The organism is Streptomyces sp. NPDC102259, from assembly GCF_044766465.1.
GTDB lineage: Bacteria > Actinomycetota > Actinomycetes > Streptomycetales > Streptomycetaceae > Streptomyces.
Genome location: NZ_JBIWMA010000007.1, coordinates 292363 through 310254, shown reverse-complemented (window position 1 = coordinate 310254; position 17892 = coordinate 292363). Strand labels below are relative to the sequence as shown.

The window sequence follows — 17892 nt, the reverse complement described above, 5'->3', positions numbered from 1 at the left end:
GTCGCGAGCCGGGCGGGACTTCGCGGACACGGCCTAGGCTGCGCTGTATGAGCGAACCGGTCGTCGTCGCCCGTCTGACCCGCGAGATCACCTCGGGACTCGAACCCGGCCGGCTGGCGGGCTTCTACCAGGACCTGCACCGGCATCCCGAGCTGTCGTTCCAGGAACACCGCACCGCCGCGAAGCTGGCCCTGCGGCTGCGCGCGGCCGGGTTCGAGGTGACGGAAGGGGTGGCCCGCACCGGCGTCGTCGGGGTGCTCGCGAACGGTGACGGGCCGGTGGTGTGGCTGCGCGGCGACATGGACGCGCTGCCCGTGCGGGAGGCGACGGGGCTGCCGTACGCCTCGACCGTCGACGGGGTGATGCACGCCTGCGGTCACGATCTGCACGTCACCTGGCTGGCGGCGGCCGCCGAGGCGCTCGCCGCCGCCCGTGACGTCTGGTCCGGGACGCTCGTCGTGGTCGGGCAGCCCGCGGAGGAGGCCGGGGGCGGCGCGGCGGCGATGGTCGCCGACGGGATCCACGCCCGTTTCCCGCGCCCGGACGTGCTGTTCGGCCAGCACGCGGCGCCGGGCCTCGCCGGGTTCTACCCGCACACGCCCGGCCTGACCCTGTCGGCCTCGGACGACGTCGACGTCGTCGTGCACGGTGTGGGCGGGCACGGTTCACGGCCCGAGTCGACGGTCGACCCCGTCGTGACGGCCGCGTACGTCGTGACCAGGCTCCAGACCGTGGTCGCGCGCGAGGTCGCGGCGAGCGAGTCGGTGGTGCTGACGGTGGGGAGTTTCCACGCCGGTACGAGTGCCAACATCATCCCCGCAGAGGCCCGGCTCGCGCTGAACGTGCGCACCCAGGACGTCCGGGCGCGGGAGCGGGTCCTCGCCGCGATCCGGCGGGTCGTCGAGGGGGAGTGCGCCGCCGCGGGCTGCCCGGTGCCGCCCGAGGTCACCGTCCACCCCGGCTGCCCGAACACCGTCAACGACACGGCGCTGGACGGGGAGATCGCCGCCGTGCACGGTGAACTCTTCGGCGAGCACACGGTGTTCGACTTCGGGCAGGCGCTGGGCAGCGAGGACTTCTCCCTGCTCGCCCCGGCGGGCGTGCCGTACGACTACTGGTACGTGACCTCGACCCCGGCGCCCGTGTGGGAGGCGGCGCCGGGGGAGGAGGTGCGGGAGAAGTTCGCGGGCGTGCCGGGAAACCACAGCCCGTTGTTCGCGCCGGACCTGTCCGTGCTGGTGCCGGGAGTGCGCACGCTGGTGTCGGCGGCGCTCTCCCGGCTCACCGGCTGAGGCGCGGGGGCGCGGGCGGCCCGCGCGGGGCTTCAGGGCTTGAGCGGATCGTGGCCGATCGTCATCAGACGACGGCGTCCGCGGGTGTCCTCGGCCCGGGGTTCGTTCTCCAGGTCCGCCTGCGCGGTGACCGTGTCCACGACCGTGTACATCACGCGGACGTCGTCGTCGGTCAGGTCGGTACGCCGTTTCTGCAGGATCGCCAGCACCTGCTGCCCGGTGGTGGTCCCCGCCTCGTCGGGCAGGGGCTCGGCGTTCTCCTCGGCGTCGCGCACCCGCAGCCAGGCGGCCAGCTCCTGTGAGGTCATGTTCACCACGCGGTGGAAGTCCTCCCACAGCGCGTCGAGTTCGAGTGCGTCGGGCATGACGGATTCCTCGTTCCTCGCGTCGATCAGTTCCCTCGCGTCGATCAGTTCTCGCGCGGCCAGTTCTCCGCCTCGAACATCCACCGCTGCTTCTCCAGCTCGGCGGTGATGCCGATCAGCAGGTCCTGGGTGACCGGATCGGCTTCCTCGGTCGTCGTGATCCGCTCGCGCAGCCGGGTGATGGCCGCCCCCAGCGTCTCCGCGATCACCTGGACGACGTCCTCGTCGCGCAGCCAGCCGTCCTTCGGGGACGGCAGGGTGAACGCCGAGGCGATCGTCTCCGGGCGGCCGTCGGGCGGCAGGCCCAGGGCCGCCGCGCGCTCCGCGACCGTGTCGGCGTACGAACGGGCCGTCGCGACCACCTCGTCGAGCTGGAGATGGATCGAGCGGAACCGGGGTCCCACGATGTTCCAGTGCGCCTGCTTCCCGATCAGGGAGAGGCCCAGGAGATCCACGAGGGTGGTCTGCAACGCGTCGAAGGTGACCTGGCGGGCCGGTTCGGGCAGGGGGCTCTTCACGACAGTCATGCGGTGCTCCTCGTCGTCGCGTCGTCTCTGGCGGTACGGAGCAGTTCCGCGCGTTCCTCCTCGCCGGTCCCGCCCCACACGCCCGAGGTCCGTCCGATCGCGAACGCGTAGGACAGACACTCGGCGCGGACCGTGCAGCGGGCGCAGACGCGTTTGGCCGCCGCGACGTCGCGCAGGGCGGGTCCGCTCGTGCCCACGGGGAAGAACAACTCGGGGTCCTCGCCCACACAGGCGGCACTGCGCAACCACTCCATGCAGGCGCGGGTGCCCCGGTCACACCACCGCAAACAGGCGCATCCGCGTCCGTCTCAGCGAGCGAGCACACCGTCCAGGAAGCGGGTCACGTCCGCGAACACCTCGGCGCGGTTCGTCTCGTTGAAGACCTCGTGACGGGCTCCCGGGTAGATCCGCTCGGTCGGCGCGCCGCCGCTCAGCCGCTCGACGCCGGTCCGGCTGCCGGGCAGCGGGACCAGCCGGTCCTCGTCCCCGTGCAGCCACAGCAGGGGCAGCGGGCCGATGTCGCCCTCCTCGGCCACGGTCCGCAGGGTGCGTGCGAACGCCTCCAGCGTCGGCCGCTTCATCGGCCCGTGCCAGACCAGCTCGTCCGTCGCGTAGGCCGCGCCCACGGCGGGGTCGCGGGAGAGGGCGGCGGGCGAGACGGGGACGTCGGGGATCTCCGCGTGCGCCAGCAGCCGCGCGGGCAGCTCCCAGCCGCCGATCACCGGTCCGGACAGCACGAGCGCGGCGAGCGTGTCGCCGTACCGCTGGGCGTACCGGGCCGCGATCAGGCCGCCCATGGAGTGCCCGATCACGATCAGGGGGAGGTCCGGGTGCGCGGCCCGGGCGAGCCGCGCCACGGCGTGCGCATCGGTGACCACGTCCTCGAAGTCCTCGATCATCACGCGCTCGCCCGCCGACCTTCCGTGACCCATGTGGTCCGGGGCGAAGACGGCCGCACCGTGCCCGGTGAGCACACCGGCGAGTTCCCCGTAGCGGCCGGCGTGCTCGCCGTAGCCGTGCACCAGCAGGGCGAGGAAGCGGGGCCGCGGAGCGGACCACTCGTGCACGGCGATCGTGCCGCGGGTCCCGGTGAGGACGTGTTCGGTCATCGCTCCTCCAGCTGCGTCGGTGAAGGCCGGTGAAGGCTTGCGGGGATCTTCCCAGGGGGTCGGGCCGGGGTCTATAGTCCAAAACTAGCAGTGCTAATCAAGGAGTCCTGACGTGCGTCCCGTCCACTTCGCGGCCGCCCGCCGCACCCCCGTCGGCAGACTGCGCGGGGCCCTGTCCCACGTCCGGCCCGACGATCTCGCCGCGACCGTCATCCGCGGCCTCGTCGCCGAGGTGCCCGCACTCGACCCGGCCCGTATCGACGACGTCTACTGGGGCGCCGCCAACCAGGCGGGCGAGGACAACCGCAACGTCGCCCGGATGGCGGCCCTGCTCGCCGGCCTCCCCGAGACCGTGCCCGGCGCCACGGTGAACCGGCTGTGCGCCTCCGGGCTCGAGGCCGTCACGACCGCGGCCCGCATGATCGCCGCGGGCGAGGCCGACATCGTGCTGGCCGGCGGCTCCGAGTCGATGAGCCGCGCCCCCTTCGTCCTGGCCCGCCCCGACGAGGCCCTCCCGCACCGGATCGAGACCGTCGACACCCGGCTCGGCTGGCGCCTGGTCAACCCCGCCATGAAAGACCTGCACGGCATGCTCGCCATGGGAGAGACCGCCGAGGAGGTCGCCACCCGGTACGGCATCACGCGCGAACGCCAGGACGAGTTCGCCCTGCGCAGCCACCGACTGGCGGCGCTGGCCCGCGCGAACGGCCACTTCGACGACGAACTGCTGCCCGTGCGGCGCCCGGACGGCGTGGTCGTCGACGCCGACGAGGGCATCCGCGAGGACACCTCGCCGGAGAAGCTCGTGCAGCTGAAGCCCGTGTTCCGCGCGGGCGGCACGGTCACCGCGGGCAACGCCTCACCCATGAACGACGGCGCCGCCGGACTCCTCCTCGTCAGCGAGGAGGCACTCAACGAGCTGGGCCTGGAGTCCCTGGGCCGCTATGTCGCCGGGGCCTCCGCCGGGGTCCACCCCGACGTGATGGGCATCGGACCGGTCCCCGCCACCCGCAAGGCGCTGGCCCGGGCCGACTGGAGCGTCGACGACGTCCAGGAGGCCGAGTTCAACGAGGCGTTCGCCGCCCAGGTGCTCGCCTGCGTCGACCAGCTCGGCATCGACCCCGGCCTGGTCAACCCCAGCGGCGGTGCGATCGCCCTCGGCCACCCGCTCGGCTGCTCGGGCGCCCGCATCCTCACCACCCTCCTGCACCGTATGCGCCGCACGGGAGCGGAGCGCGGGCTGGCCACGATGTGCGTGGGCGTCGGACAGGGCAGCGCGGTACTGGTGGAGAGGCACTGAGAGGTACCGGGACCGCCGGCCGGGACCGCCGGCCGGGACCGCCGGCCGGGACCGCCGGGCGAGAGGCTGCCGAGCGAGAGGCTGCCGAGCGAGAGGCCTTCGGGCGGACAGAACCGGGAGGCCACCAGGCGAGACGGCCTTCTGGCCGTCCGGTAGGTGTGCGTAGCATCGGTCTCCGCATGAACACGATGAACTTGTGGCACATCACCGGCTGGGAGTTCGCGGCGCTGGCCCTCGCGGCCCTGCTCGTCGGCTTCTCCAAGACGGCCGTCAGCGGGGCCAACACGGTCAGTCTCGCGATCTTCGCGGCGATCCTGCCCGCCCGCGCCTCCACGGGCGTCCTGCTGCCGATCCTGATCGCCGGCGACGTCCTCGCCGTCCTCACCTACCGGCGGCACGCCCACTGGCCCACGCTGTGGCGGCTGTTCCCGGCGGTCGCGGCCGGAGTGGTCTTCGGGACGCTGTTTTTGGTCTGGGCCGACGACGGGATGGTGCGCACCTCGATCGGCGCGATCCTGCTGCTGATGGCGGGCGTCACGATGTGGCGGCGCCGCACGGCCGACGCGGGCGACGAACCCGACGCCGTGGTCACCCGGGCCGGCCGCGTCAAGGCCCGCTCCTACGGCGTCCTCGGCGGCTTCACCACCATGGTCGCCAACGCCGGCGGTCCGGTGATGTCGCTGTACCTGCTCTCGGCGGGCTTCCGCAAACTCGGCTTCCTCGGCACCTCCGCGTTCTTCTTCCTCATCGTCAACGTCTCGAAGGTGCCGTTCAGCGCGAGCCTCGGGCTCATCGACGGCGCATCGCTTCTCCTGGACGCGGCGCTCGTCGCGTTCGTCGTCCCCGGCGCGCTGCTCGGCAAGTGGGCCGTGCCCCGCATCAACCAGCGGCTCTTCGAGCGACTGGTGATCGCGGCGACCGTGGTGGGCGGCCTCCAACTGCTGCTGCGCTAGGGCCTTTCTTTCGGATCAGGTCGGCTTGGAGCGGCGGTGCCTTGTTCGCGACCCGAGTGGGGTCTGGTGCGTGCAGCTGCAAGGCGGAGGAGGGAGTCGACGCGATGGGGGTCCCCCCGCGCGAGCGCAGTCGAGCGTGGGGGAGTTGGCGACCGACGACAACGCCGCAGATGTGCGTGCCAGACCCCGCGAGCGACGGCAAGATCCGAAAGAGAGGCCCTAGCCGTACGGCCCGGCAGCCGGTGCTCAGGGGGCCGCGACGGCCGCCTGCTCCGGCTCCGGTTCCGGCCGGTGTCGGGGCAGACCCTCGTTGAGGTCCTCGACCAGAAGCCGCTTGGCGATGGTGTCCACCGCCGCCCGCAGGTCGCCGCCCGCCGGGCGGCCGATGTCCTGCGCCACGCGCTCCTCCAGCCACTCGCCCCACGCGTGGGTGATCACCCAGGCCTCGCGCGTGCCCGCCTCCGTGTGGGACAGCAGGGAACCGTGGCGGGTCAGATAGCCCTCGTCGACCATGCGGTCGAACACCGGCAGCAGCACCTCCGGCGGCAGCCGCCGGCGGGCGGCGACGAGTCCGAGGCTCGTGTGGCCGACCATCCGGGTGAACAGCTCGACCTGCATCACCGCCCACGCCCCGGCCACGTCGAGGCGAGTGTCGGAGTCCTCGACGATCCGGCGCGCGGTGTCCGCGTCGGTTCCGCCGATGATCTTCGCGACGGATGTCTCCAGCACCCGCCGGGAGTCCGCGCCGGACGGCTGGCCGAACCCCTCGCCCATGTCGGTGGAGCTCATCCGCGCGCTGTCGCGCAGCTCGACCTGCTTCAGGAAGAGGGCGACGACGAAACCGACGGCCGCGACCGGCACCGTCCACAGGAACACCGTCTGGATGGTGTCCGCGTAGGCGTGCACGATCGGTTCGGCGACCGCGGAGGGCAGCCGGTGCAGGCCCTCCGGGCTGGTCGCCGCCCGTGCGATGGTCGCCGTGTCGACGCTGCCCGCCGCCGCCGAGGCGGCGGCCTCGACGCCGTCCTTCAGGTTCGGGGTGAGGGAGTTGGTGTAGAGGGTGCCGAAGACCGCCGTGCCGAACGAGCTGCCGAGCGTGCGGAAGAAGGTGACGCCGGAGGTGGCGGTGCCCAGGTCGGCGTACTCGACGGTGTTCTGCACGGCGATCGTCAGCACCTGCATGCACAGGCCGATGCCGGTGCCGAGCACGAACATGTACAGCGATTCCAGCCACGCGCCCGTGCCGGGGCCCATGAGGGACATCAGGTACAGGCCGACGCCCATCACCAGCGAGCCGACGATCGGGAAGAGACGGTACTGCCCGGTCTTGCTGACCACGTTGCCGCTGAAGACCGACGCGATGAGCAGACCGAGCACCATCGGCAGCGTGCGCACGCCGGAGACCGTGGCCGAGTCGCCGTCGACGTACTGGAGATAGGTCGGCAGATAGGTCAGCGCGCCGAGCATCGCGAAGCCGACGATGAAGCTGAGGATCGAGCAGACGGAGAAGACCGGGTTGCCGAACAGCCGCATGGGAAGCATGGGTTGCCGCGCCCGCGTCTCGACCAGGCAGAACAGGGCGAGGGCGACGACGCCGCCCACGAACAGGCCGATGATGACGCCCGAGTCCCACGCGTACTCGTTGCCGCCCCAGCTCGTCGCCAGGATCAGCGCGCTCGCGCCGACCGCGACCAGCGCGATGCCCAGGTAGTCGATGACCGGCCGGACCGCCGACTTCACCACCGGGATGGTCTTGGCGGCCGCGATGACGACGACGATCGCGATGGGCACGTTGACGTAGAACGCCCACCGCCAGGACAGATGGTCGGTGAACAGCCCGCCCAGGAGCGGTCCGATGACGGTGGCCACGCCGAACACGGCGCCGATCGCGCCCTGGTACTTGCCCCGCTCCCGCAGCGGGATGACGTCGGCGATCAGCGCCATCGCCGTCACCATCAGACCGCCCGCGCCGACGCCCTGCATGGCCCGCCAGGCGATCAGCAGCGACATGTTGGTCGCCAGGCCGCACAGGAACGATCCCGTGATGAACACGATCGCCGAGACCTGGAAGACCACCTTGCGGCCGAACAGGTCACCGAACTTGCCGACCAGCACGGTCGCGACGGTCTCCGCGAGGAGGTACGCCGTGACCACCCAGGACATGTGCGCCGCCCCGCCGAGGTCCGACACGATGGTCGGCAGCGCCGTGCCCACGATCGTCTGGTCCAAAGCCGCGAGGAGCATCCCCAGCACGATCGTCCCGAAGACGATGTTCCGTCGGCGCGAGTCCAGGACGGGCGGCTGGGCGGCGGCCGGAGCGATTTCCTCGGTGACGGTCACGAGGTCACGATCACACCGGCACCCGCCGCGCGCACGCGGGGACGAGCCGCCCGGGGGAGCTACTCCCGCCCCGGGTCGCGGCGCAGCAGATAGGTGTCCATGATCCAGCCCTTGCGTTCGCGTGCCTCGGCGCGCAGCCGCTCGATGCGGGGGCCGGCCTCGGCGATCGGACCGGAGACGAGGATCTCGTCCGGGGTCCCTATGTAGGCGCCCCAGTAGATGTCGACGTCCTCCTCGGCGTACTGCCGGAAGGTCTGGTGGGCGTCCAGCATCACCACCACGTCGTCCACCCCGTCCGGGAAGCCCTCGGCGAGCCGCCGGCCCGTCGTGATCTGCACCGGACGCGCCACCCGGTTCAGGCCCGTGCGGTGCCGGGCGACGAGCGCCGAGACGCTGCTGATGCCGGGGACGACGTCGTACTCGAAGGTCACCGCGCCCCGGGCCAGCACCTCCTGGAGGATGGCCAGCGTGCTGTCGTAGAGCGCCGGGTCGCCCCAGACCAGGAACGCGCCGCTCTGGTCCTCGCCGAGTTCCTCGGTGATCAGCCGCTCGTAGATCTCGGCGCGGGCGCTGCGCCAGTCCCCGACGGCGGGGGAGTAGGCCGTGCCGCCGGCCCCGCGGTCCCGCTCCGGGTCCCGGGCCTCGACCACCCGGTACGTACCGTCCGGCAGATGCGTGTCGAGCATGTCGTGGCGCAACCGCGTCAGGTCGCTCTTCACCTCGCCCTTGTCCAGGACGAAGAACACGTCCGTGCTCCGCAGCGCCCGGACCGCCTGGAGGGTCAGCTGGTCGGGGTCGCCCGCGCCGATACCGATGACATGAATCTTTCGCACGCCACGAGTCTGCCGTACGCCACTGACAGTGACCGTGCCGGGTCAGCGCAGCCGGGGCGCCCGGGTCCTCGCGTCCACGGCGGCGCCGGTCCGCTCCACGGTGTCCGCCAGCTCCCGCGCCCAGCGGGCCAGACCGGCGAGGTCCATCCCGTACGGCCGGTCCTGCCCCGCGTCGGCCGCCCACTCCCGCAGCGCCCCGGCACCGCGTCGCAGCAGCCGCGCCCCGCCCGTGAGGTTCCCCCGGGCGGCGTGCGTCAGGCCCACCGCGAGCTGCGCGAGCCCGCGCCACAGGGCGCGCTCCGACGCGGGACCCGACTTCCAGGCGTCCTCGAAGACCTCGTGCGCGTGGAACGGCTTCCCGGCGTCCAGCAGGGTCTGGGCCTCGGCGACGGTCGCCTCCGGGGTGCGGACGACCCCCTCGGGCTGCCGTTCCACACCGGGCGTGCCGTACGGCAGGGGCCGGCCGAGTCCGTCCCGCGGCCGGGCGTTGCGCGCCCGCCCCTCGCCGTCCCGGTCCCGGGGACCGCCGGACCGGCCGCCGTCCGTACCTCCTGCGCTGTCCACACCGTCCATACGGCGATTGTCCCGCGCCCGGGCCCGCTACGGCGCACCGCCCGGTGTGGGGTAAAGTGCTGTTCGCGCGATCGCACGGCGAACACCGTACGCAGCGCACCGGGACGTGGCGCAGCTTGGTAGCGCACTTGACTGGGGGTCAAGGGGTCGCAGGTTCAAATCCTGTCGTCCCGACCAGCTTCACGGCAGGTCGGAAGCCGCTTTCTCATCAACGGGAAGGCGGCTTCGGTGCGTTCAGGCGCGCCGTCGGCTCGACGGCCCGCTTCGCGGGCCGGTAAAAGCCCTTGCCCTGAAGCGCACTTCAAGCGGAAGACTCCCGTTCGAGCCGGAGGGCACCGGCCGAACGGGAGGATCCAGCATGAAGTACCGCACCATAGGCACCGACCCGGCCACCCGGCGCGAGGTCAGTGTGCTCGCGCTCGGCGCGATGCTGTTCGGGTCGGTGACGGACGAGGAGACGTCCTTCGCGATCCTCGACCGGTACGTCGAGGCCGGCGGGAACTTCGTCGACACGTCCGACAACTACGCCTTCTGGGTCGACGGCGGCCAGGGCGGCCAGAGCGAGGAACTGATCGGCCGGTGGCGGCGCAGCCGGGGCGTCGGCGACGAGATCGTCATCGCGACCAAGCTCGGCGCCCGGCCGCTGGCGCCGGGCACCAGTTACACGGACAACGCGGAGGGGCTGTCCGCGAAGGTGATCCGCGAGTCCGCCGAACGCAGCAGGGACCGGCTCGGCGTCGACAAGCTGGATCTGCTCTACGCCCACATCGACGACCACGCCGTCCCGCAGCGCGAGACCGTCGAGGGCTTCGCGGAACTCGTCGCGGAGGGCACGGTCGGCCTGCTCGGGGTGAGCAACCAGGCCATGTGGCGGGTGGAGCGGGCCCGCGCCCTCGCCGCCGTGGCGGGACTGCCCGGCTACGAGGTGCTCCAGTACCAGCACAGTCATCTGCGCCCGCGCTTCGACGTCCCCAGCGAGCTCTTCCCGGACGGCACCCTCGGTCACGCCGGCGCCGAACTCCTCGGCTATCTGCGGGCCGAGCCCGCTCTCACCCTGGTCGCCTACTCGCCGCTGCTCGCCGGCGCCTACGTACGCCGGGACAAGCCCCTGCCGCCGGACTACGACCACCCGGGCACCCCGGCCCGGCTCGCCGTGCTGCGCGAGGTCGCCCGTGAGACCGGCGCGAGTGTCAACCAGACGGTGCTGGCCTGGCAGTTGGGCGGGGAACTGCCGATCGTCCCGCTGGCCGGGGCCTCGTCGGTGGCGCAACTGGAGGAGAACCTGGCCGCCGTCGACCTGGAACTGACCGCGGAGCAGCGCGCCCGGCTGGACGCCGCGCACTGACGACCGGACGCCCACCGGACGCCGACCGGGGGGCATTCCGGGAGTAACCGGGGAGGCTACGCTGGGATCATGCCGTCCACCCGCCGCACCGCCAGACAGGCCGACCTGCTGGAACGACTCGTCGCGCTACTGACGGCGGAGGGGTTCTCGGACCTCACCCTGGACGATCTCGCCGAGCGGCTGCGCTGCTCCAAGACGACCCTGTACCAGCTCGCCCGCAGCAAGCAGGGATTGGTCGTGGAGGCGGTCAAGCACTACTTCCGCGGCGCCACCGAGGCGGTCGAGAAGCGGGTGGCGCAGACCGTCGACCCCTCGGACCGCGTCCGCGCGTACCTGACCGCCGTGGCCGAACAGCTGCGCCCGCTCTCGCGCCGGTTCCTCGACGACGTGGCGGACTTCCCGCCCGCCCGCGAGGTGTACGAGGCGAACACGCGGATGGCCGCGGAGCGGGTGCGCCGGTTGATCGCCGACGGCGTCTCGGACGGCGCCTTCCGCGAGGTGCACACCGCGTTCGTCGGAGAGGTCGCCGCCGCGACCATGCGCCAGATCCAGCAGGGCGAGCTCAAGACCCGCACCGGGCTGACCGACGCGGAGGCGTACGAACAGCTCGCGTCGCTCATCGTGCACGCCGTCTCCTCCTGAACCTGAAGCGGACACTTTCCCCCTGCGGTCGGATGCCGTGCGCCGCACGCGTGCCGTACTGTGAATGATACGTTCGTACGCACTCCAGTATCACTTCCAGTACTGACCGGTACTCCTACGTGGAGGTCACCATGCCTGCCACTCGTGCCCTGCCGACCGAGGAAGCCGTCGAGCTCATCCAGCTCACGCGCACCCTGGCCGCCAAGGAACTCGCCCCCCGCGTCGCCGACGCCGAATCGGACGGGGCGTTCCCCCGGGACGTCTTCCGCACCCTCGGGCGCAGCGGTCTGCTCGGGCTGCCCTTCGCGGAGGAGGACGGCGGGGCGGACCAGCCGTACGAGGTCTACCTCCAGGTGCTGGAGGAGGTCGCCGCGGTCTGGTCGAGCGTCGCCGTGGGCATCTCCGTGCACGCCCTGTCCTGCTTCCCGCTGGCCCGCTTCGGCACCGAGGAGCAGCGGCGCAGGTGGCTGCCGGACATGCTGGCCGGTGAGCTGCTCGGCGCGTACTGCCTGTCCGAGCCGCACGCCGGCTCCGACCCGGCGGCCATGCTCACCCGCGCGGTCCGCGAGGATGGGGGCACCTCCCGCTCGAGCGGAGCCGAGAGTGGGGGACACTACGTCCTGAACGGCACCAAGGCCTGGACCACGCACGGCGGTTACGCCGACTTCTACACGGTCATGGCCCGCACCTCCGACGACCGCGCGCACGGCATCTCCTGCTTCCTGATCCCGGCCGACACCCCGGGGCTCAGCGCCGATCCGCCGGAGCGGAAGATGGGCCTGACGGGCTCGGCGACCGCGACCATGCGGCTGGAGGACGTCCGGGTGCCCGTCGAGCGCCGGATCGGGCAGGAGGGGCAGGGGCTGAAGATCGCGCTCGCGTCCCTCGACTGCGGCCGGCTGGGCATCTCGGCCGTAGCCACCGGCCTCGCCCAGGGGGCTCTCGACCACGCGGTGCGCTATGCGCGCGAGCGGGAGACCTTCGGCAAGCCGATCATCGAGCACCAGGGGCTGGCGTTCGTGCTCGCCGACATGGGCGCCGCGATCGAGTCGGCGCGGGCCACCGCGCTGTCCGCCGCCCGGTTGAAGGATCTCGGCCTGCCCTTCACACGGGAGGCCTCGATCGCCAAACTCGTGGCCACGGACAACGCCATGAGGGTGACCACGGACGCCGTGCAGGTCCTCGGGGGGTACGGATACACCCGTGACTTCCCGGTGGAGCGCTATATGCGCGAGGCCAAGGTCATGCAGATCTTCGAAGGAACCAACCAGATCCAGCGCATGATCATCTCTCGTGCGCTGGACCGTGACGAGGGCGGTGTGCTCACCGTCCTCGGCAAGGAGTGATGATGCAGCTCGAGAACACCGCCGCCCTTGTCACCGGCGGTGCGTCCGGCCTCGGCGCGGCCACCGCGAAGGCCCTCGCCGAGGGCGGTGCCAAGGTCTTCGCCCTCGACCTCAAGGACGGCATCGACAAGGCGCCCGAGGTGCCGGGCGTGACCTATGTGCCGGCCGACGTCACCGACCCCGAGCAGGTCGGCGCCGCCGTCGCCACCGCGGCGGGCTCCGGTGTGCCGCTGCGCACGGTCGTCAACTGCGCCGGTATCGGCCCGTCCGCGCGGATCCTCGGCAAGCGGGGCGTCCACGACCTCGGCCTGTACGCCAAGGTGATCCAGATCAACCTGATCGGCACCTTCAACGTGCTCACGCTCGCCTCGGAGGCCATCGCCGGGACCGAGGCCGACGAGAACGGCCAGCGGGGCGTCATCGTCAACACCGCCTCCATCGCCGCGTACGACGGGCAGATCGGCCAGGCCGCCTACGCGTCCTCCAAGGGCGGGGTCGTCGGCCTGACCCTGCCCGCCGCCCGCGACCTCGCGCAGTACGGGATCCGGGTGTGCACCATCGCCCCGGGCATCGTGGAGACGCCGATGCTGGCGACGGTGTCGGAGGAGTTCCGCGCCTCCCTCGCCGAGGGCGTCCCCTTCCCGCGCCGTCTGGCGCGACCCGAGGAGTACGCCCGGCTGGCCCTGGCGATCGTCGACCACGACTACCTCAACGGCGAGACCATCCGTATGGACGGCGCGCTGCGGATGGCCCCGAGGTAGGTCCCCGGCGGCCTTCAGGGTCTGACGAGCAGCTGGAAGTCGAACGCGTACCGGGACGCGCGGTAGATGTGCGTCCCGTACTCGACCGGCCGACCGGTGTCGTCGTACGCCGTGCGCTGCATGGTCAGCAGGGCCGCCCCCTCCTTCTCGGCGAGGAGGCCGGCCTCCTCGGCGGTGGCGGACCGGGCGCCGATGGTCTGGCGGGCGCTGTGCAGGGTGATGCCCGCCGAGCGCAGCAGCCGGTACAGGCCGGTCGACTCCAGGCGTTCCGTGTCGAGGTCCAGGAGGGCCGGGGGCAGGTAGTTGCACAGGAACGCCACCGGCTGTCCGTGCGTGGCGCGCAGCCGCTCCAGGAGGGTGACCTCGCTGCCCTCCGGGACTCCGAGCGCGGCGGCCACGTCGGCGGTCGCCGGCACCTGCTCGTTGCGCACGACATGGGTGGTGGGTCCCTGACCGGCCGCCTCCAGGTCGTCGTAGAGGCTGCTCAGTTCCAGCGGCCGTTTCACCTGGCTGTGCACGACCTGGGTGCCGACGCCCCGTCGGCGCACCAGGAGCCCCTTGTCGACCAGGGACTGGATGGCCTGGCGGACCGTCGGGCGGGACAGGCCCAGGCGGGTCGACAGGTCGATCTCGTTGCCGAGGAGGTTGCCCGGGGTGAGCGCGCCCCGTTCGATGGCCCCCTCCAACTGCTGGGCGAGCTGGTAGTAGAGCGGCACGGGGCTGGTGCGGTCCAGGGCGAGGTGCAGCAGGTCGAGCGCGGAGCCGGGCACGGCACGGGATCGGTCGCCGGTCTTCGCCATCGGGGCGCCTCCTCGGGTCGGTGGGGGGTCGGGTGGGAGAGCGGCGGCGTCCGACAGGGTCAACTCCCGCCCGGCGAGGGCGACACGGTCCTTTTCGAACGTCTCCGTCCGCATGAGGGGTACGTCCGGTCGCAAGGGGTAGAGATCGATCCCGGTACGACCATCGTGATCACGCCCAGTGGCTGGGCCGACTCGGCCATGTGCGACGCTCCTCACGGTGATCGGGGCCTGGCGTCTCCCAGGTGTAGGTCCCGGGGACCCGCACTGTCAAGAGTTTGTACTTACATTCGGACCTGAACGTGAAATGATGTCTTAACAAAGTATTGACAGTGGGCCCGTCAAGGGATTGGATCCGGCATCAAGCAGCGCACGCCGGGTCCGAGACACCTGAACAGTCGCGGACCCGGCCCCATGGCCCCAATCTGAGTAGAAACGGGCCCCGGATCCCCACGATCGCCTCCCCTTTTCCCGTCGTTTTCTCCGTCGCACAGTGAGGTGCAGGAAAGATGGACAGCTCTTCTTTCTCCCGTTCGAGCAGAATCGCCCCGGTCGTGGCCATGGCCGCGGCGGTGGCCCTGACCCTCGCAGGCTGCTCCAGCAGCTCCGGCGGTAAGAAGTCCGAGGAGAGCGCGGACGGCGCTTCCGCGGGCAAGGCGAGCACTCCGCAGATGACGGTCGCCCTGGTGACCCACCAGTCGCCCGGCGACACCTTCTGGGACATCGTCCGCAAGGGCGCCGAGGCGGCCGCCGCGAAGGACAACGTCAAGCTGGTCTATTCGGCCGACCCGAACGCCGGAAACCAGGCCAACCTGATCCAGAACGCGATCGACCAGAAGGTCGACGGCATCGCGGTCACCCTCGCCAAGCCGGACGCGCTGAAGGACGTCATAGCCAAGGCGAAGACCGCGAAGATACCCGTGGTCGGCCTCAACTCCGGTGTCAGCGAGTGGAAGAACCTCGGCCTGATGGAGTTCTTCGGCCAGGACGAGACGGTGGCCGGCGAGGCGCTCGGCAACAGGCTCAACACCGAGGGCGCCAAGAAGGCCGTCTGCGTCATCCAGGAGCAGGGCAACATCGGCCTCACCCAGCGCTGCGCCGGTGTGAAGAAGACGTTCTCGGGCACGACGGAGACCCTCTACGTCAACGGCACGGACATGCCGTCGGTGAAGTCGACCATCACCGCCAAGCTGAGCCAGGACAAGGCCATCGACTACGTCGTCGCCCTCGGCGCCCCGTACGCGCTGACCGCGGTGCAGTCGGCGTCCGACGCGGGCAGCAAGGCCAAGATCGCCACCTTCGACCTCAACAAGGACCTGACGACCGCCATCGACAAGGGCACCATCGCGTTCGCGGTCGACCAGCAGCCCTACCTCCAGGGCTACCTGGCGATCGACTCGCTGTGGCTCTACAAGAACAACGGCAACTACATGGGCGGCGGCGAGCAGCCGGTGCTGACCGGTCCGGCCTTCGTGGACAAGACCAACGTCGACGCGGTCGCCTCGTTCGCCGCGAAGGGCACCCGGTGATGAGTATGACCCAGCACGCCGAGCCGGCGGTGACCCCACCGCCGGCCCCCGGCCGCAAGGAAAGCGACGGCCGGACGACGCAACGCCCGCTGGCCCTGCGACTGTTGGCCCGCCCCGAGGTCGGCGTGTTCCTCGGCGCGGTCGCCGTGTACGTGTTCTTCCTCGTCGCGGCGCCCCCGGTGCGCGACGGCAGCTCGATGGCCAACATCCTGTACCAGTCGTCGACGATCGGGATCATGGCGCTGCCGGTGGCGCTGCTGATGATCGGCGGCGAGTTCGACCTGTCGGCCGGTGTCGCCGTCATCACCTCGGCGCTCACCGCCTCCATGCTCAGCTACCAACTCACCATGAACGTGTGGGTCGGTGTCGTCGTCGCCCTTCTGGTGTCCCTCGGGATCGGCTTCCTCAACGGCTGGATGGTCGTGAAGACCGGGCTGCCGAGCTTCCTGATCACCCTGGGCACGTTCCTGATCCTCCAGGGCGTGAACCTCGCCGTCACCAAGCTGGTCACCACCAACGTGGCCACCGACGACATCAGCGACATGGACGGCTTCGGCCAGGCCAAGAAGGTCTTCGCCTCGTCGTTCGACGTCGGCGGCGTGCAGGTGAAGATCACCATCGTGTACTGGCTGGTCTTCGCGGCCATCGCCACCTGGATCCTGCTGCGGACCCGCTACGGCAACTGGATCTTCGCGGTCGGCGGCAACAAGGAGTCGGCGCGGGCGGTCGGCGTGCCCGTGACGTTCACCAAGATCTCGCTGTTCATGCTGGTCGGTTTCGGCGCCTGGTTCGTCGGCATGCACCAGCTGTTCACCTTCAACACCGTGCAGTCCGGCGAGGGCGTCGGCCAGGAGCTGATCTACATCTCCGCGGCCGTCATCGGCGGCTGTCTGCTGACCGGCGGCGCCGGCTCGGCGATCGGCCCGGTCTTCGGGGCGTTCATGTTCGGGATGGTGCAGCAGGGCATCGTCTACGCGGGCTGGAACCCCGACTGGTTCAAGGCCTTCCTCGGCGTCATGCTCCTCGGCGCCGTCCTGATCAATCTGTGGGTCCAGCGCACGGCCACCCGGAGGTGACCCCCATGACCACCAACGGAACCGGCACACACGGCGCCATCCTCGCGGACAATGCCCCCGAGGGCGGTGACAGTCCACTCGTCGAACTGCGCAACGCGGGCAAGTCCTACGGCAACATCCGTGCCCTGCACGGGGTCGATCTCGCCGTCCATCCCGGCCGGGTGACCTGTGTCCTGGGCGACAACGGCGCCGGCAAGTCCACCCTCATCAAGATCGTCTCCGGGCTGCACCAGCACACCGAGGGCGAGTTCCTTGTCGACGGCCACCCGGTGCGCTTCTCCACCCCGCGCGAGGCCCTCGACAAGGGCATCGCCACCGTCTACCAGGACCTGGCGACGGTCCCGCTGATGCCGGTGTGGCGCAACTTCTTCCTCGGCTCCGAGATGACCAAGGGCGCCGGGCCCCTGCGCCGCCTCGACATCGAGAGGATGAAGAAGACCGCCGACGAGGAACTGCGCAACATGGGCATCGTCCTCGACGATCTCGAACAGCCCATCGGCACCCTCTCCGGCGGCCAGCGCCAGTGCGTCGCCATCGCCCGCGCGGTCTACTTCGGCGCCCGCGTGCTGATCCTGGACGAGCCCACCGCCGCCCTCGGCGTCAAGCAGTCCGGCGTCGTGCTGAAGTACATCGCCGCCGCCCGCGACCGCGGCCTCGGCGTCATCTTCATCACCCACAACCCGCACCACGCCTACATGGTCGGCGACCACTTCAGCGTCCTGCGCCTGGGCACCATGGAACTCACCGCCTCCCGCGCCCAGGTCAGCCTCGAGGAACTCACCAACCACATGGCCGGCGGCACCGAACTCGCGGCTCTCAAGCACGAGTTGGCGCAGGTGCGCGGTGTCGACGTCGAAGAGCTCCCCGAGGCGAAGGACCTCACCGCGCCCGTGGCGACCCCTGGGGACACGACGCCCTGACACGGCGAACGCCCTCGACAGCATCAAGGTCGGCTCGGCGTCGAGTCGTTCGCGAGCGGGGAGCAGGACATGTATCCGTGCGAGCCGGTCCGGCCGCTGCCCGTCGCGGTGCGCACCGGGAAGTTCCCGCGCTCCCGCGGGGCCTGACCCGGGGACCGGGTCGCCAGGCGCGTCGCGCCGTCGC

At 71.2% G+C, this 17892-nt stretch carries 18 protein-coding genes, 1 tRNA gene and 1 pseudogene; 12 read left to right on the top strand and 8 right to left on the bottom strand.

Going from position 1 to position 17892, the window contains the following annotated elements; translation table 11 throughout:
- Positions 1-47 precede the first annotated feature (47 nt).
- Positions 48-1292 carry an amidohydrolase gene (locus ACIRPU_RS19595; protein WP_403868640.1) on the top strand — a complete coding sequence of 415 codons (1245 nt, stop codon included), beginning with the start codon at positions 48-50 and terminating at the stop codon, positions 1290-1292.
- Positions 1293-1324: 32 nt separating this feature from the next.
- On the opposite strand, the gene ACIRPU_RS19590 is transcribed toward ACIRPU_RS19595, so the two are convergent.
- The 4 genes from ACIRPU_RS19590 to ACIRPU_RS19575 are packed head-to-tail and all read right to left on the bottom strand — an operon-like array spanning position 1325 to position 3293.
- Positions 1325-1657 (bottom strand): DUF3140 domain-containing protein, encoded by a 333-nt coding sequence (locus ACIRPU_RS19590; RefSeq protein ID WP_403868637.1) that lies wholly within the window; start codon positions 1655-1657, stop codon positions 1325-1327.
- Between the two features lie 44 nt (positions 1658-1701).
- Positions 1702-2184, bottom strand: a complete 483-nt coding sequence (locus tag ACIRPU_RS19585; RefSeq protein WP_403868634.1) for a Dps family protein — start codon at positions 2182-2184, stop codon at positions 1702-1704.
- Positions 2181-2438: a WhiB family transcriptional regulator gene (locus tag ACIRPU_RS19580; protein WP_355702373.1), complete on the bottom strand. Its 258-nt coding sequence runs from the start codon at positions 2436-2438 to the stop codon at positions 2181-2183. Before ACIRPU_RS19580 ends, ACIRPU_RS19585 begins: the two co-directional genes overlap by 4 nt.
- Before the next feature lie 54 nt (positions 2439-2492).
- Positions 2493-3293, bottom strand: coding sequence for a lysophospholipase (locus tag ACIRPU_RS19575; RefSeq protein WP_403868631.1), 801 nt, complete (start codon positions 3291-3293; stop codon positions 2493-2495).
- A gap of 112 nt (positions 3294-3405) precedes the next feature.
- Here ACIRPU_RS19575 and ACIRPU_RS19570 point away from each other — a divergent pair, with 112 nt between their 5' ends.
- Together ACIRPU_RS19570 and ACIRPU_RS19565 are read left to right on the top strand one after the other, a co-directional pair.
- Positions 3406-4593, top strand: a complete 1188-nt coding sequence (locus tag ACIRPU_RS19570; RefSeq protein WP_403868628.1) for a thiolase family protein — start codon at positions 3406-3408, stop codon at positions 4591-4593.
- A 179-nt stretch (positions 4594-4772) separates the two neighbouring features.
- Complete coding sequence (locus ACIRPU_RS19565) at positions 4773-5546, top strand: sulfite exporter TauE/SafE family protein (RefSeq protein ID WP_403868625.1); 774 nt, start codon at positions 4773-4775, stop codon at positions 5544-5546.
- Positions 5547-5792: 246 nt separating this feature from the next.
- Here ACIRPU_RS19565 and ACIRPU_RS19560 read toward each other — a convergent pair whose 3' ends face one another.
- Genes ACIRPU_RS19560 through ACIRPU_RS19550 form a run of 3 tightly spaced genes read right to left on the bottom strand, consistent with a single transcriptional unit; the run spans position 5793 to position 9292 of the window.
- The gene (locus ACIRPU_RS19560) at positions 5793-7886 is read right to left on the bottom strand and encodes an MDR family MFS transporter (RefSeq protein ID WP_403868623.1); all 2094 of its coding nucleotides are present in this window, start codon (positions 7884-7886) and stop codon (positions 5793-5795) included.
- 59 nt (positions 7887-7945) lie between these two features.
- A complete protein-coding gene (cobF, locus tag ACIRPU_RS19555) occupies positions 7946-8719 on the bottom strand; it encodes a precorrin-6A synthase (deacetylating) (protein WP_403868620.1) in 774 nt (257 codons plus the stop codon).
- 42 nt (positions 8720-8761) lie between these two features.
- Positions 8762-9292: a DUF309 domain-containing protein gene (locus ACIRPU_RS19550; RefSeq protein ID WP_403868617.1), complete on the bottom strand. Its 531-nt coding sequence runs from the start codon at positions 9290-9292 to the stop codon at positions 8762-8764.
- A gap of 100 nt (positions 9293-9392) precedes the next feature.
- On the opposite strand from ACIRPU_RS19550, the gene ACIRPU_RS19545 reads away from it, so the two are divergent.
- The 5 genes from ACIRPU_RS19545 (at position 9393) to ACIRPU_RS19525 (ending at position 13386) form a co-directional block, all read left to right on the top strand.
- Positions 9393-9469: transfer RNA gene (locus ACIRPU_RS19545), tRNA-Pro, on the top strand.
- Positions 9470-9650: 181 nt separating this feature from the next.
- Positions 9651-10637, top strand: a complete 987-nt coding sequence (locus ACIRPU_RS19540) for an aldo/keto reductase (protein WP_403868614.1) — start codon at positions 9651-9653, stop codon at positions 10635-10637.
- A 69-nt stretch (positions 10638-10706) separates the two neighbouring features.
- Positions 10707-11279: a TetR/AcrR family transcriptional regulator gene (locus ACIRPU_RS19535; protein WP_355702365.1), complete on the top strand. Its 573-nt coding sequence runs from the start codon at positions 10707-10709 to the stop codon at positions 11277-11279.
- A gap of 131 nt (positions 11280-11410) precedes the next feature.
- On the top strand, positions 11411-12625 hold the full coding sequence (locus ACIRPU_RS19530; protein WP_403868611.1) for an acyl-CoA dehydrogenase family protein: 1215 nt from the start codon (positions 11411-11413) through the stop codon (positions 12623-12625).
- A gap of 2 nt (positions 12626-12627) precedes the next feature.
- A complete protein-coding gene (locus ACIRPU_RS19525) occupies positions 12628-13386 on the top strand; it encodes an SDR family NAD(P)-dependent oxidoreductase (protein WP_355702425.1) in 759 nt (252 codons plus the stop codon).
- Positions 13387-13400: 14 nt separating this feature from the next.
- Here the strand turns inward: ACIRPU_RS19525 and ACIRPU_RS19520 are convergent, their stop codons facing one another.
- Complete coding sequence (locus ACIRPU_RS19520; RefSeq protein WP_403868608.1) at positions 13401-14186, bottom strand: GntR family transcriptional regulator; 786 nt, start codon at positions 14184-14186, stop codon at positions 13401-13403.
- A gap of 506 nt (positions 14187-14692) precedes the next feature.
- On the opposite strand from ACIRPU_RS19520, the gene ACIRPU_RS19515 reads away from it, so the two are divergent.
- The 4 genes and pseudogenes from ACIRPU_RS19515 to ACIRPU_RS19500 form a co-directional block, all read left to right on the top strand.
- Positions 14693-15712 carry a sugar ABC transporter substrate-binding protein gene (locus ACIRPU_RS19515; RefSeq protein ID WP_384117665.1) on the top strand — a complete coding sequence of 340 codons (1020 nt, stop codon included), beginning with the start codon at positions 14693-14695 and terminating at the stop codon, positions 15710-15712.
- On the top strand, positions 15712-16788 hold the full coding sequence (locus tag ACIRPU_RS19510; protein ID WP_403868605.1) for an ABC transporter permease: 1077 nt from the start codon (positions 15712-15714) through the stop codon (positions 16786-16788). The genes ACIRPU_RS19515 and ACIRPU_RS19510 overlap by 1 nt, the downstream gene beginning before the upstream one ends.
- A 5-nt stretch (positions 16789-16793) precedes the next feature.
- Positions 16794-17708, top strand: a complete 915-nt coding sequence (locus tag ACIRPU_RS19505) for an ATP-binding cassette domain-containing protein (RefSeq protein ID WP_403868602.1) — start codon at positions 16794-16796, stop codon at positions 17706-17708.
- A gap of 30 nt (positions 17709-17738) precedes the next feature.
- Positions 17739-17855 (top strand): annotated as a pseudogene (locus ACIRPU_RS19500) (2-keto-myo-inositol dehydratase); the annotation flags it as partial.
- Positions 17856-17892: the final 37 nt, after the last annotated feature.